This window comes from Nitrosomonadales bacterium (genome assembly GCA_016716325.1).
Lineage (GTDB): Bacteria > Pseudomonadota > Gammaproteobacteria > Burkholderiales > Gallionellaceae > Gallionella.
In genome coordinates this window covers 1,048,129-1,061,533 of sequence record JADJWO010000001.1, presented here as the reverse complement: position 1 = coordinate 1,061,533, position 13,405 = coordinate 1,048,129, and the positions used below count along the sequence as shown (strand labels likewise).

The window sequence follows — 13,405 nt, the reverse complement described above, 5'->3', positions numbered from 1 at the left end:
CGGATAGAAGCGCACGGTGGTGCGACAAAATGACGCATTCCAATGGCGCCGCATTCGGCGAATAATCCGTACTGCCAAAAGTCGTGCATCGGGCTCACAGCGTCCGCACCGGTTATGGCTGATCCTGGCGTCCAGTTACCTCCTCCCGACTGCGACACAGCGATAAGCCGAGCGTACGATGCCGGCTTTTGGGTTTTTGCGGGCATCCTGTGACAGGATCGCCGCGTATAATGCGCCGCTCCGAATCCATTTCAATTTCATAACGGGTAATCACCATGAAAAACCTGATCAAGTCATGCGGCCTGCTGGCCGCAATGTTGTTGAGCTCCGGTGCCTGTGCGGGCGATATCAGCGTCGAGGACGCATGGGTGCGTGCCACCGTGCCCGGGCAGGATGCGGCGATGGCGGACATGCGCATCACCAGCAAACAGTCGGCGAGCCTGGTCGGGGCATCCAGCTCGGTTGCAAAAATCGTCGAGATACACAGCATGTCGCACGAAAACGGCATGATGAAGATGCGCGAGGTGAAATCCGTGGAATTGCCTGCCGGCCGGCGGGTCGGCTTGGGCGAGAGCGGCTATCACCTGATGCTGATCGGGCTGAAGGCCCCGCTCAAGGCGGGCGATAGCGTGCCGCTGACCTTGCGCATCCGGGTCGGAAAGAGTGAGCCGGTCGAACTCGAAGTCCAGGCCGGGGTGAGGCCGCTGACCGAGACCAGAGCGCCGCCGCAGGAAACTGGGCACATGCATCACCACCAGCACTAGTAATTCATGATCTCGTCATAAAACGGGCGGCGGCAAGCCGCCCGTTTTTTGTCTTTTCGATCACTTGAGATCGCGGCAGGCCACCCATATATCTCCTGCACGGGGCGATCCCGGATTGATTGTTGACCTTTTGAGGAGGGCATATGGCCAACATTACTCGCTACGACCCGGCAAGCGACACGTTTGACGATTTGTTCCGGGGGTTCTTCATGCGTCCGGTGCGATTCGAGGGGCAGACCGAGATGCAGTTCAAGATGGACGTCAAGGAAGACGACAAGGTTTACGTCGTGCATGCGGAGATTCCCGGCGTCAAGAAGGAGGACATCCATGTCACGATAGACGGGAACCAGGTCTCGATCAGTGCGGAGGTGAAGAACGAGAAAGAGGTGAAGGAGGGCGAAACGGTGCTGCGCAGTGAACGTTATTACGGCAAGGTGGCGCGCGCATTCGCACTCGGCCAGGAGATCGACGAGGCGGCATCGCAGGCAAAATATAACGACGGCGTGCTGGAGTTGCGGTTGCCCAAACAGGTGGCAGCTAAAGCGAAACGCCTTTCAGTCGAGTAAGTCCCGACTTCGTTCCCGGATCAGGCGGCATATGCCGCCTGATTTTATTTCGGCCATCGGGAATTTCTTCTGGTGTAGAATTCGCGGCAAATTTTCACGGGCGTTCTGCCGGACGGCAAAATGCCTGGCCATATCAATTCCCGGGAGTTCGATCATGTCGCTTTCGCCTTCTGCCGCAGACAAAAAAGCCCGCACGCTGTCGGAGGCGATGCCCTATATCCAGCGTTTCTTCGACAAGACCATCGTCATCAAATACGGCGGCAACGCGATGACCGATCCGGCCCTGCAGGAAAGTTTTGCCAGCGATGTGGTATTGCTCAAGCTGGTCGGCATGAACCCGGTCGTGGTGCATGGTGGCGGACCGCAGATCAATGACCTGCTTAACCGCGTGGGCAAACAGGGCGAGTTCGTCCAGGGGATGCGCGTCACCGACGAGGAGACCATGGACGTGGTCGAGATGGTGCTGGGCAAGGTCAACAAGGACATCGTCAACTTGATCAACAAGCACGGCGGCAAGGCTGTCGGTCTGACCGGTCAGGATGGTTCTTTCATCCGCGCCAACAAGATGATGCTGGAAAGCCATGCCGAACCGGGCAAGATGCTGGACATCGGCCAGGTCGGCGAGATCACCAAGATCGATCCTTCCATCATCTCCTTCCTTGATTCGGGCGACTTCATCCCGGTGATCGCGCCGATCGGCGTGGCGCCGGACGGCGATACGCTGAACATCAATGCCGACTTGGTCGCGGGAAAGCTGGCCGAGGTGCTGGGCGCCGAGAAACTGGTGCTGCTGACCAACACGCCGGGCGTGCTGGACAAGGATGGCAACCTGCTTACCGGCATGACGCCGAAACAGTTCGACGATATGGTGAAGGAGGGGACGCTGTCCGGCGGGATGCTGCCCAAGATCGGGTCCGCGCTGGATGCGGCGCGCGGCGGGGTGCGATCGGTGCATATCATCGACGGCCGGGTGCAGCATGCCTTGCTGCTGGAGATCCTGACGGACGAAGGTGTGGGTACGCTGATCAAAAGCAAATAATGAGCGGGCGCGTCTGGGTTTTCGATCTCGACAATACGCTGCATAACGCTACGCCGCACATCTTTCCGCACATCAACCGCAGCATGACCGCTTATCTGCAGCAGTATCTGCAACTGGATGAGCAGGCGGCGAACGATCTGCGGGTGTATTACTGGCGGCGCTATGGCGCGACGCTCAGCGGATTGATGCGTCATCACGGCACACGGCCGGAGCATTTCCTGTGGCACACCCATCAGTTTCCCGAACTGGATCGGATGGTGTTGCGCGAACCGCGCTTGCGCCATGTATTGAAGGTCTTGCCGGGTAGAAAGGTGGTTTTCTCGAACGCGCCGCTGCATTATGCGCGGGCAGTGCTGAAATTATTGCGCGTGAACGACCTGTTCGATGATGTGATGGCGGTCGAGCATACGCGCTTCCGTCCCAAACCGGATGTTTTCGGTTTTATGCGTCTGATGAAAAAACACGGGGTCAGGGCGGCACAATGCGTGATGATTGAGGACAGTCTGGACAACCTGCGGGCTGCGAAGAGATTGGGGATGCGCACGGTGTGGGTGAACGCGGGCAACAGGAACGCGCCGTGCGTGGATATCAGGATTCGTGATGTGATGCAGCTGCCGGGCGTGCTGCATCGTTTGAATTGAAGGGACGAAAAATGGCCGTCAAGCCGGGCGAAAGAAAACTGCAGATACTGCAAACCGTGGCGCATATGCTGGAGCAACCCAAGGGGGAGAAGATCACCACCGCCGCACTGGCGGCGAAACTGGAACTTTCCGAGGCGGCCCTGTACCGGCATTTTGCCAGCAAGGCGCAGATGTTCGAGGGATTGATCGAATTCATCGAGCAGACCGTGTTTGGCCTGATCAACAAGATCACCCAAGAGGAAAAGAGCGGCGTGAAGCAGGTCGAGGCCATCGCAACGATGCTGCTCGGCTTCGCGCAAAAGAATCGCGGCATGGCGCGCGTGCTGATTGGCGATGCGCTGGTGAATGAGGACGAACGGTTGCAGCAACGCATCAACCAATTGCTCGACCGCATCGAAGCGACGCTCAAGCAGTCGTTGCGCATTGCCGCGACCCAGGGGGAGCTTGGCGAAGCCGTTGATGTGGGCGCGCACGCCAATCTGCTGCTGTGCTACGTGATTGGCCGCTGGCAGTTGTTTGCCAAGAGCGGCTTCGCGCGCGATCCGCTGGCGCAATGGCCCGCTCAGGCGGCAATCCTGCTGGGCAGATAATTCCGGAGAATAAACATGATTCTGATACTCAGTTCCAATACCAACGAGCAGTCGCCGGAATACCGGCAGTTGCTGACACATCTGGCGACGCTACAGGGCATCACCGTCCGTGTGCATGTCGAACACGGCGCCGAACAGAACCTGACCGAGATATATCTGGTCGGCAATACCAAAGCGCTGGATATAGAGGATATGCAGAACCTGCCGTGTGTCGAGCGCGTCGTGAGGGTATCCGAGGAGTACCGCATCTTGGGGCGGCACAAGGACGAGCATCGCCCGACGCATTTCGATTACAACGGCGTTCGCTTCGGGCAGGATACGCTGAACGTGTTCGCCGGGCTGTGCGCGGTGGACAGCCGCGAGCATGTCGAGATCATGCTCAAGGCGGTGCGCGACAACGGGCAGGTCTGTACGCGCATGGGCGCCTATAAGCCGCGCACCAGCCCGTACGCTTTCCAGGGGCATGGCAGGAACTGCCTGCCTTATGTATTCGAGCTCGCGGGAAAATACGGCATCAGGGTGATGGCGATGGAGATCACCCACGAATCGCAGCTCGACGAGATCAGGGAAACGCTGCATCTGACCGGCAATCCGACCGGCGTGATGCTGCAGATTGGTACGCGCAACACGCAGAATTTCGAATTGTTGAAGATCGTCGGACGGCAGAGGGAAATGCCCGTCCTGCTCAAGCGCGGCTTCGGCATCACGCTGGACGAGTCGCTGAATGCGGCGGAATACCTGGCTTCGGAAGGCAACCGCAACGTGGTGTTCTGCCTGCGCGGGATGAAGACCAACATGGGCGATCCGCACCGCAACTTTGTCGATTTCGCGCAGGTGCCGGTGGTGAAACGGCTGACGCGCATGCCGGTATGCGTCGATCCGTCGCATTCGGTCGGTTCCCGCGCCGCATCGCCGGACGGCATCCTCGACATGATGCATGTCACCGCACAGGGGGTGCTGGCCGGCGCCAACATGGTGCTGGTGGATTTCCATCCCGCGCCGCCCAAGGCGCTGGTGGACGGGCCGCAAGCCATGCTGCTGAGGGAGTTGCCGTATTTCCTCGAGGATGTGCAGATCGCGCGCGAGGCGTACCTCAAGCGTGTTGAATTGCGCCAGCGCCAGGAATAATTCCTGGAAAATCCGTTGTCCACGAAACACGCCAAGTCCACGAACGGATTCAGATGTAATTGATGACTTCAGTGTCACCGTACGGGTGGGTTGATTCGTGACTTTCGTGTTTTTCGTGGATAAATAATATTTTTGGAATGGCTTGTTCAATAGCCGCTAAATCAGCCCCATTGCCACCAGTGCGATGAAGGCGGCGAACAGTACAAAGTGACTGATGCCCTCGATGGCATTGGTCTCGCCGTCGTGCAGGTTGTTCATCACGGTCAGGAAAGTGAGCAATAACATGCCACCCTGCACCGGTGTCAGCGCCATCACGATGCGCTCGCCGCTGAACAGTGCGATGGTTTCGATCACCGGCAGTGTCAACAGCACGGTGGCGAGCGAGGCGCCCAGCGCGATGTTGACGGTGGTCTGCATGCGGTCGTGTTGCGCGGCGCGCAGTGCGGTGAGGATCTCCGGGCTGGCCGAGATCAGCGCCACCAGCACCGCAGGGATCGCCTTGGGCAGACTGCTGCCCGCCAGCCCCGCATCAAGCAACACCGACAACACTTCGGACAGCAGACCGACCAGCACGATGGCGCCGACCATGATGCCGACATGCATCCCGTTCGGGCTGTGCGCCGTATCGTGCGCCTCCTCCTCGGTCACCGACGAGTATTCGAAGAAGGTGCGGTGCTCAACCGTTTGCAGGCGCAGGAAGGCGGCATACATCACTGCCATGATCAGAACCGAGAACACCGAGTAGACCTGCCATTGTGCGTCCGGCACGAAATCCGGGATGAACATGCCGATGCCGATGGCCACCAGCAGCATGGCGACGAAGGAGTTGGCCGACGAGATGTTGTACTTGTTCTGGCCGTGCTTGAGCCCGCCAACGATCGCCGCGAGACCGAGGATGCCGTTGATGTCGAACATCACTGCGGCGAACACCGTGTCACGTGCCAGTGTGGCATTGGGTTCTCCCGTCATCAGTACCACCAGGATCACCACCTCCACCGATACTGCCGCCAGCGTCAGGATCAACGTGCCATACGGCTCTCCCAGTCGGATCGCCAGCACCTCCGCATGATGCGCGATGCGGAACGCAACGCCGATGATCGCCGCAAGGATGATGGTCAGTAGTCCCCACAGCGCGCCGCCACCGTGTTCGACAGCGGCATGTTCAAGCGCGAAGCCAAGTCCCAGAACGATGAACGCGATGGCGATGGGGTATTCCGATTTGAGATATTTCATGGCTTGATTTTGTTGTTTAAGGTTTCGGGAGTGTAAGGCAAATTTGGTATATTATAGATAACTTGTTGACTATTAAGGGGTAGTCTAGTACCATCCTGCGCATTCCGGTTTCTGGAATTTAATTTGACAAGGAAGAGGCTGCATCATGGTAGAGCAAAAAACAAAAACGACCGTTAAAAAAACGACAGTAGCCGCCAAAAAAACGGCCACTGCCAAAGCGGTTGTCGATAAGACCAAAAAAACGGCGGTAGTAACGGCCGAGAAGAAAGTGGTCGCAAAAACGACGGCCAAAACCGAGCCGAAGAAGGCTGCGGCACCTGCCGTAAAGAAAGCGCCGGCTGCAACAGCCGCCGCCAAGGCGAAGCCGGCTGCCGCCAAGAAGGTCGCGAAGCCGACACCGGAAGAGCGCTATCGCATGGTGGAAACTGCAGCTTATTTCATCGCCGAGCGCAGCGGTTTCCAGGGGTGCACGACCGAGCATTGGGCTGCCGCCGAACTTGAGATCGCGGCCAAGCTGGGCGAGTAGGTTTACCAGTAAACACCGGTATTCGGAAACGGCCGCACGATGTGAATCGTGCGGCTGTTTTCTTGCGCGCTTCATTCGTCTTCGCGGGAGCGTTGCCATAGCCTTTCCTGTGTCGCGCACACGCGGTTGATGCAGCGGCTCAGCACGAACAGCAAGTCCGACAAACGATTCAGGTAAGGGAGCGCGTGTTGCGGCGCATTGCCATCGGGTGAGCCGCCATTCCGGCGGGACAATGCGACCACATCGCGTTCCGCGCGGCGGGCGATACACCGTGCCACATGGCACAGCGCGGCGGCACGCGAGCCACCCGGCAGGATGAATTCGCGCAACGGCGGCAGGTCGGCATTGAAATGTGCGACCTGTCCGTCCAGCCAGGCGACCCTGGTTTCCTGGAATGTTCCTCGCCCGGGCTGTGCCAGCACGCCGCCGAGATCGAACAGGTCGTTCTGTATCTGCAACAGTACCGTGCCGATGTCACGGGGCAGGTCTTCTGCAAGCAGCACGCCGATCTGGCTGTTCAATTCGTCGATATTGCCTATCGCGACGATGCGCACGTCATCCTTGGACAGACGCGCGCCGTCGGCAAGTCCGGTGCTGCCATCGTCGCCGGTACGGGTGGTGATCCTGGTCAGGCGCATGTCATTCCTCTTCCAGGCAGGAGAAATAGATCGCGGCATCCGGCTGCGTACGGTTGCGTTGCGCCTGCCAGATCATCTCGCCGAGGCATTCCATCATGCGATGCTGTGCATCGTGTTCCGACCCCAGCTTGCGGGTGAGGCGCTCAAAGTGTGCGCGGATGCCGGCCGGCTGGTCGATGGAGATCTGTTCCTCGATGGTGAGGTGCATCATCAGATGCAGGAACGGGTTGGTCTCGCCATTTTCCGGCAGGTAGTCGCGTTCCTGATAACGTTCCGGGTCGCTGAATACGGAAAAATATTCGGGATGTTTTTCGATGAGCTGCGCGGCAAGGTCTTCCAGCGGCGATAACAGTTCCCTGGCGCGCCGCTTGCGCCAGGATTCGAACAGGAAGTTGCGCGCTTCGTCGCGAGACGGGTTGAACAGCATGTCAGGGAACCTTGTCCTTGTATTCGCACAGGTCGCTAATGATACAGGCGGCGCATGCCGGTTTGCGTGCCCGGCACACATAGCGGCCATGCAGGATCAGCCAGTGGTGCGCATCGCGCTTGAATTCGTCCGGCACGACCTTCATCAGCTTTGTTTCCACTTCCAGAACGTTCTTGCCGGGTGCCAGGCCGATGCGGTTGTTGATGCGGAAGATGTGCGTGTCCACCGCGATGGTCGGCTGGCCGAAGGCGGTGTTGAGGATCACGTTGGCAGTTTTGCGGCCCACCCCGGGCAAGGCTTCCAGCGCCTCGCGTGTCTGCGGTACCTGACCGCCATGCCGTTCCAGCAATAACTGGCACATCCGGATGATGTGCCTGCCTTTTGTCTGATGCAGGCCGATGCGCTGGATGTGTTCGCGCAGTCCCCTTTCGCCGAGCGCGAGCATGGCTTGCGGAGTATTGGCGACGGGGAACAGTTGCCGTGTGGCGGCATTGACGCTGACATCGGTGGCCTGCGCCGACAAGATCACTGCAACCAGCAGTTCAAACGGCGTGCGGTATTCCAGTTCGGTGGCGGGATGCGGATTCGCCGCTTGCAGGCGCAGGAAGATCTCGCGGCGCTTGGCGGCGTTCATGCCGCCTGGGATGCGACCGCGCTCGTTGCCGTTGTGCGTGTTTTTGCCTCGGCGCGCAGGCTCAACCAGTTCCTCAGTGCGATGAGCAGGCCCAGCACGATGAACGCGCCGGGCGGCAGCACGGCAAGCAGAAAGCCGTGATAGTCCGGTATCACGGTGATGACCAGAGATTTCGCCGCTTCTCCGAACACCAGGTCGATGCCGGACAGCAGCGTGCCGTGGCCGAAAACCTCGCGGATGGCGCCCAACAATACCAGTACTGCGGTCAGGCCCAGTCCCATCGCGATGCCGTCCAGCGCCGAGGCCGCCGCGGTGTTCTTGGAGGCGAAAGACTCAGCCCGCGCCAGCACGATGCAGTTGGTGACGATCAGCGGGATGAAGATGCCCAATACCAGATAAAGGGAGTGTACATAGGCGTTCATCAGGAATTGCACGATGGTGACCAGCACCGCGATGAGCAGCACATAAACCGGGATGCGCGCCTCGTTGGGGATGAACTCGCGTATCGTGGCGACGGTTGCGCCGGACAGGGTCATCACCAGCGTCGTCGCCAGGCCGAGGCTGAGTGCGTTCACCACCGAACTGCTGATTGCCAGCAGCGGGCACAGGCCGAGCAGTTGCACGATGCCGGGGTTCTGCTTCCACAGACCGGCATGAAAAATGTCTTTCACTTCCTGTGAGGTCATTTTTTCTCCTTGGCAGACGCTTCGAGCCGTGCGACTGGCACGAGCAGTTCATCGCGGTGCTGTGCGTAATACTGTAGCGCTTTATGCACCGCCTTGACTATCGCGCGTGGTGTGACGGTCGCGCCGGCCATATGGTCAAATTTCCCGCCGTCCTTGCGGACTTTCCAGTCCCCTTCCCTGCGGTTGTCCAGCGAGGTGCCGTTGAATGCGGTGATCCAGTCGCTCCTTGCGATCTCGATGTAATCGCCCAGTCCGGGCGTCTCGTTGTGCGACACCACGCGCACGCCGCCAATCTGGCCATTGCTGCGGATGGAAACGATCAGTCTGATCTTGCCGCCATAGCCGTCCGGTGCGATCACGCCCAGCACGACGATGGAGGGGTCGCCCTGCATGCGGCCGAGATAGGCCATGGTTGTTTCTTCGTTGCCGAGCAGTTCGTCCGGTGCGAGCGGCACGGTGTCTTTCATGAGGTCGTTGTCATGTGCATCCGCAGGCACGATCTGCGAGATCAGTTTCAGTTTCTCTTTCTCCTCGCTTTGCACGATGGTGTCGTGAGTGAGATTGTAGGTCAGCGCCAGCAGGGCCGTACCGATCGCCGTGAAGAACAGCAGGTTCATCGCGGTATGGAAGGAGGCCTTCGCCATGGTGCGCCTCATGGCTGCTTCTCCTTCCTGCCGAACACCCTGGGTTGCGTGTACAGCACGATCAGCGGCACGCAGATGTTCATCAGCAGGGTGGCGAACGCGGTGCCATCCGGGAAATTACCGAACGCTCGGATCAGGTAGGTGATCAGGCCCGCGCCTGCGGCAAAGATCAACCGCCCCTTGTTCGTGGTGGGGCTGCTGACCGGGTCGGTCAAAATGAAGAATGCGCCGATCGTCGCTGCTCCGGAGAGCAGGTGGAACAGCGGCGAGACATAATGCGCTGGATCGGTCAGGTGGAAGATTCCGGCCATGGCGAACAGGGTGCCAAGATAGGCGACCGGGATATGCCAGCTGATGATGCGCGCGGCGATCAGGTACAGACCGCCGAGGGCGAATCCCGCCGCCACCATCTCGCTGCCGTGTCCGGCCAGTCGGCCATAGATCGGCATGTCGAGGATCTCCTTGATATGCTGGTCGAGGTGCAGGTTGGTCTTCAGCGTATCCAGCGGTGTGGCCATGGTGATGGCATCCATCGTCACACCCGGCGGAAGCGCGCCGAGGAAGATGTATCCGATCTGCTCGGCGAAGCTCAATTCGATCTGACCCAATCCGTGCGGCGTGAGCCACTGCGTCATTGGTACTGGGAACGAAATGATCAGCACCGCGAAGCCGATCATCGCCGGGTTGAACAGGTTGTTGCCCAGTCCGCCATACAGGTGTTTGGCGACCGCGATGCAGAATGCCGTGCCGACCACGATCAGCCACCAGGGGGCCAGCGGCGGGATGGACAGCGCCAGCAGCCAGCCGGTGAGCAGCGCGCTGTTGTCCCTGAGGGATGGTGCGATGGGACGATTGCGCAACTTGAGCATGAGCGCTTCGGTGGCGAGTGCGGTGATGCTGGCCAGCGCGATCGAGACCAGGATCGCCGGGCCGAAATACCATACGTACATCGCGATGCCGGGAATCAGGGCGAGCAGCACCTTGAGCATGATCTGCGACACGCTGTCCGGTTTGCTGATGAAGGGGGAAAAGAATGCGGACATGTTATTCCTTGGAGTGCTCGACTTCTGATTTTGCCTGCTCGCGCAGGCGTGCCCGGCTGATCTCGATTTCGGCGATCTCTGTTTGTTGCGCCGGGGTCAGGTTCTCGGTGTTTTTCGGCACTACGGCGGCGGCTTGCAGTCTGGCCCTTTCCACGGCCTGCTGGATCTTTGCGTGTGCGTCGTCCGGTGCAGGTACCGTGGCCGGAGCGGCTGAAGCCGCTTTTGCCGCCAGAGCAGCCTTTTCCCGGGCAGCCAGCTTTTCGGCCTTTTCCCGTTTTTCCTGCTCGATGCGGAATTCGCGGAACTCGTGCCGCTGGCGCGCCTTGTCAGCCGCCAGCTTGTCCTGTTCGCGTGCGCGAATTTCGCTCTTGGCAAAGCGGAAGTATTGCACCAGCGGGATGTGGCTGGGGCAGACATAGCTACACGCGCCGCACTCTATGCAGTCGAACAGGCTGAAAGCCTGCGCCTTGCCGAACTCCCTGGATTGAGCGAACCAGTAGAGATCCTGCGGCTGCAAATCGGCAGGGCATACCTGCGCGCAACGCGTGCAGCGGATGCATGACAACGGCGGCGGCGGCGGCGGGAACAGCGCGGGGGAGCCGGCGATGATGCAGTTGCTCGCCTTGACCAGCGGAACGGATAACGAAGGCAGAGCGAATCCCATCATCGGTCCGCCCATGATGTGGCGGTCGGTGTCCGGCAACGCTTCACTCAGCGCGACCAGTTCTTCGATCGGCGTGCCGAGCAGCGCCTCGTAGTTCTGCGGACGCCGCACATTGCCGGTGACCGTGACGACGCGCGAGATCAGCGGTTCACCGTGCGCGATGGCGCGCCACGCGGCGTAGGTGGTGCCGACATTGAAACATTGCACGCCGATATCGGTGGGCAGTTTTCCGGAAGGGACTTCCAGCCCGGTGAGTGTGCGGATCAGTTGTTTTGCGCTGCCGCCGGGATACAGGGTGGGTATCCGGATCACCTCGAGCGGGAGGCCGGCGGCGGTCACGGCCTGCTGCATCATGGCGATCGCCTCGGACTTGTTGTCCTCGATACCGATCAATACTTCCTTCGCCTCCAGCATGAAGCGCAGCATTTCCGCGCCCTGAACGATCTCTGCGGCGCGCTCGCGCATCAGCATGTCGTCGCAGGTGATATAGGGCTCGCATTCCGCCGCGTTCAAAATCAGGGTCCTGATCTTCTGCCTGGACAGGCGCAGCTTGATGTCGCTCGGGAAGACGGCGCCGCCCAATCCGACAATCCCGGACATGCGCAGTAACTGGCGCAGTTCGACGGCGCTGCAATCGCGGTATTCGAGCGGCTGGCGCGCTACCCATTCATCCCTGCCGTCCGGCAGCAGGGTGGCGCACATATCGGGCAACCCTGACGGGTGGGCGACGGGCTGCATGTCGATCGAGACGATGGTGCCCGAGGTGGGGGCATGCACCGCGCTCGATACGAATCCCTCCGGCTTGCCGATCAACTGTCCTTTCAGTACCCGCTCTCCGGCCTGCACGACCGGCTTTGCGGCTTCACCCGCGTGCTGCCGGAACGGGATGACCAGCTTCGATGGCATCGGTGCGGTGGCGATCGGCGCGCGCGTCGATTGCGCCTTGTGACTGGGCGGATGGATACCGCCATGAAATTGATGGAGTGTTCTCATTGTGAAGGTTGTAGCTGGAACACCGGATATTTCCATTTCCATGTGCCGATCTTTTCTTCGATGACCACCATGCTGATGCAATCCACCGGGCAGGGCGCAACGCACAATTCGCAGCCGGTACATTCCGATGCGATGATGGTGTGCATCTGTTTGGCGGCGCCGACGATGGCATCCACCGGGCAGGCCTGGATGCACAGCGTGCAGCCGATGCAGGTGTTCTCGTCGATGAAGGCAACGGCCTTTTCCTTGGGGGCGGTGCCTTCGCCGAATGGTTTGTACTCGACGCCGAGCAAGTCGGCCAGTTTATGGATGCCGTCCTCGCCACCGGGCGGGCACAGGTTGATGTCAGCTTCGCCGCCGGCGATCGCATCGGCATAAGGCTTGCAGCCGGGGTAGCCACACTGGCCGCATTGCGTTTGCGGCAGGATGGCGTCGATCTTGTCCACCAGCGGGTTGCCTTCGACGCGGAACTTGATCGCGGCAAAGCCCAGCACCGCGCCCAGCACGATCGCGATAGCGGCCATGACCAGCAACGCGCCGAGCATTATTTGACCAGTCCCGAGAACCCCATGAACGACAGGCTCATCAATCCGGCGGTGATCATCGCGATGGCCGAGCCCTTGAATATCGCCGGCACATCCGCGCCTTCCATGCGTTCGCGCATCCCGGCGAATAGCACCATCACCAGCGTGAAACCCAGCGCGCCGCCCATGCCGAAGAAGAGGGATTCCATGAAATTGTGTTTGGCCTGCACGTTGAGCAGCGGGATGCCCAGCACAGCGCAGTTGGTGGTGATCAGCGGCAGGTAGATGCCCAGCACCTGGTACAGCACCGGGCTGGTCTTCTGTATCACCATCTCGGTGAATTGTACGATCCCTGCGATCACCACGATGAACGACAGCGTGGTCAGATAGGATAGTTCGGGACCGAGCAGGTACTGGTTGATCAGGTAGCTTGCGCCGGAAGCCAGCGTCAGGACGAAGGTGGTGGCCGCACCCATGCCGATCGAGGCCTCCAGCTTCCTGGAGACGCCCATGAACGGGCAGAGCCCGAGAATCTTGACCATTACGATGTTGTTCACAAACACCGTGCCGACCAGGATCAGCAAATATTCAGTCATTTATTTTGCTTTCAAAATCAGGCGCGGATTATCCCCTGATTCATATGCCGCTTCAACCATGCGCGGAAC

Annotated in this window: 18 protein-coding genes; 7 read left to right on the top strand and 11 right to left on the bottom strand. The window is 59.9% G+C overall.

The genetic code is table 11. The features are described 5' to 3' along the window. Window positions 1-275: 275 nt before the first annotated feature. Both IPM27_05025 and IPM27_05020 read left to right on the top strand, forming a co-directional pair. Window positions 276-764: a copper chaperone PCu(A)C gene (locus IPM27_05025; GenBank protein ID MBK9160911.1), complete on the top strand. Its 489-nt coding sequence runs from the start codon at window positions 276-278 to the stop codon at window positions 762-764. A gap of 143 nt (window positions 765-907) precedes the next feature. Beyond that, entirely contained in the window at window positions 908-1,330 is a 423-nt protein-coding gene (locus IPM27_05020) for an Hsp20/alpha crystallin family protein (GenBank protein MBK9160910.1), read from the top strand. Here IPM27_05020 and IPM27_05015 read toward each other — a convergent pair. Further along, window positions 1,319-1,486: a hypothetical protein gene (locus IPM27_05015; GenBank protein ID MBK9160909.1), complete on the bottom strand. Its 168-nt coding sequence runs from the start codon at window positions 1,484-1,486 to the stop codon at window positions 1,319-1,321. The two genes, IPM27_05020 and IPM27_05015, sit on opposite strands and share 12 nt — an antisense overlap. Between IPM27_05015 and argB the strand changes: the two genes are divergently transcribed. From argB to IPM27_04995, 4 genes are read left to right on the top strand one after another with little or no spacing between them, the layout of a single operon-like run. Then, the gene (argB, locus tag IPM27_05010) at window positions 1,485-2,369 is read left to right on the top strand and encodes an acetylglutamate kinase (protein ID MBK9160908.1); all 885 of its coding nucleotides are present in this window, start codon (window positions 1,485-1,487) and stop codon (window positions 2,367-2,369) included. The genes IPM27_05015 and argB overlap by 2 nt on opposite strands. Further along, window positions 2,369-3,010, top strand: a complete 642-nt coding sequence (locus tag IPM27_05005) for a pyrimidine 5'-nucleotidase (protein ID MBK9160907.1) — start codon at window positions 2,369-2,371, stop codon at window positions 3,008-3,010. The genes argB and IPM27_05005 overlap by 1 nt, the downstream gene beginning before the upstream one ends. 11 nt (window positions 3,011-3,021) lie before the next feature. Then, on the top strand, window positions 3,022-3,600 hold the full coding sequence (gene slmA / locus IPM27_05000) for a nucleoid occlusion factor SlmA (protein MBK9160906.1): 579 nt from the start codon (window positions 3,022-3,024) through the stop codon (window positions 3,598-3,600). Between the two features lie 15 nt (window positions 3,601-3,615). Further along, window positions 3,616-4,728, top strand: coding sequence for a 3-deoxy-7-phosphoheptulonate synthase (locus IPM27_04995; protein MBK9160905.1), 1,113 nt, complete (start codon window positions 3,616-3,618; stop codon window positions 4,726-4,728). A gap of 156 nt (window positions 4,729-4,884) precedes the next feature. Here the strand turns inward: IPM27_04995 and IPM27_04990 are convergent, their stop codons facing one another. Then, the gene (locus IPM27_04990) at window positions 4,885-5,961 is read right to left on the bottom strand and encodes a calcium:proton antiporter (protein MBK9160904.1); all 1,077 of its coding nucleotides are present in this window, start codon (window positions 5,959-5,961) and stop codon (window positions 4,885-4,887) included. 145 nt (window positions 5,962-6,106) lie between these two features. Here IPM27_04990 and IPM27_04985 point away from each other — a divergent pair, with 145 nt between their 5' ends. After that, window positions 6,107-6,487 carry a DUF2934 domain-containing protein gene (locus IPM27_04985; protein ID MBK9160903.1) on the top strand — a complete coding sequence of 127 codons (381 nt, stop codon included), beginning with the start codon at window positions 6,107-6,109 and terminating at the stop codon, window positions 6,485-6,487. Window positions 6,488-6,558: 71 nt separating this feature from the next. Here the strand turns inward: IPM27_04985 and IPM27_04980 are convergent, their stop codons facing one another. The 9 genes from IPM27_04980 to rsxA are packed head-to-tail and all read right to left on the bottom strand — an operon-like array spanning window position 6,559 to window position 13,336. After that, complete coding sequence (locus IPM27_04980) at window positions 6,559-7,125, bottom strand: cob(I)yrinic acid a,c-diamide adenosyltransferase (GenBank protein ID MBK9160902.1); 567 nt, start codon at window positions 7,123-7,125, stop codon at window positions 6,559-6,561. A 1-nt stretch (window position 7,126) separates the two neighbouring features. Next, entirely contained in the window at window positions 7,127-7,552 is a 426-nt protein-coding gene (locus IPM27_04975; GenBank protein MBK9160901.1) for a DUF1841 family protein, read from the bottom strand. Window position 7,553: 1 nt separating this feature from the next. Beyond that, on the bottom strand, window positions 7,554-8,186 hold the full coding sequence (nth, locus tag IPM27_04970) for an endonuclease III (protein ID MBK9160900.1): 633 nt from the start codon (window positions 8,184-8,186) through the stop codon (window positions 7,554-7,556). Beyond that, window positions 8,183-8,872: an electron transport complex subunit E gene (locus tag IPM27_04965; GenBank protein ID MBK9160899.1), complete on the bottom strand. Its 690-nt coding sequence runs from the start codon at window positions 8,870-8,872 to the stop codon at window positions 8,183-8,185. The genes nth and IPM27_04965 overlap by 4 nt, the downstream gene beginning before the upstream one ends. Continuing rightward, entirely contained in the window at window positions 8,869-9,528 is a 660-nt protein-coding gene (gene rsxG / locus IPM27_04960; GenBank protein ID MBK9160898.1) for an electron transport complex subunit RsxG, read from the bottom strand. Before rsxG ends, IPM27_04965 begins: the two co-directional genes overlap by 4 nt. Then, the gene (gene rsxD / locus IPM27_04955; GenBank protein ID MBK9160897.1) at window positions 9,525-10,559 is read right to left on the bottom strand and encodes an electron transport complex subunit RsxD; all 1,035 of its coding nucleotides are present in this window, start codon (window positions 10,557-10,559) and stop codon (window positions 9,525-9,527) included. The genes rsxG and rsxD overlap by 4 nt, the downstream gene beginning before the upstream one ends. A 1-nt stretch (window position 10,560) precedes the next feature. Beyond that, window positions 10,561-12,216, bottom strand: a complete 1,656-nt coding sequence (gene rsxC, locus IPM27_04950) for an electron transport complex subunit RsxC (GenBank protein ID MBK9160896.1) — start codon at window positions 12,214-12,216, stop codon at window positions 10,561-10,563. Then, complete coding sequence (gene rsxB / locus IPM27_04945) at window positions 12,213-12,761, bottom strand: electron transport complex subunit RsxB (GenBank protein MBK9160895.1); 549 nt, start codon at window positions 12,759-12,761, stop codon at window positions 12,213-12,215. Before rsxB ends, rsxC begins: the two co-directional genes overlap by 4 nt. After that, complete coding sequence (rsxA, locus tag IPM27_04940) at window positions 12,761-13,336, bottom strand: electron transport complex subunit RsxA (GenBank protein MBK9160894.1); 576 nt, start codon at window positions 13,334-13,336, stop codon at window positions 12,761-12,763. The genes rsxB and rsxA overlap by 1 nt, the downstream gene beginning before the upstream one ends. Window positions 13,337-13,405: the final 69 nt, after the last annotated feature.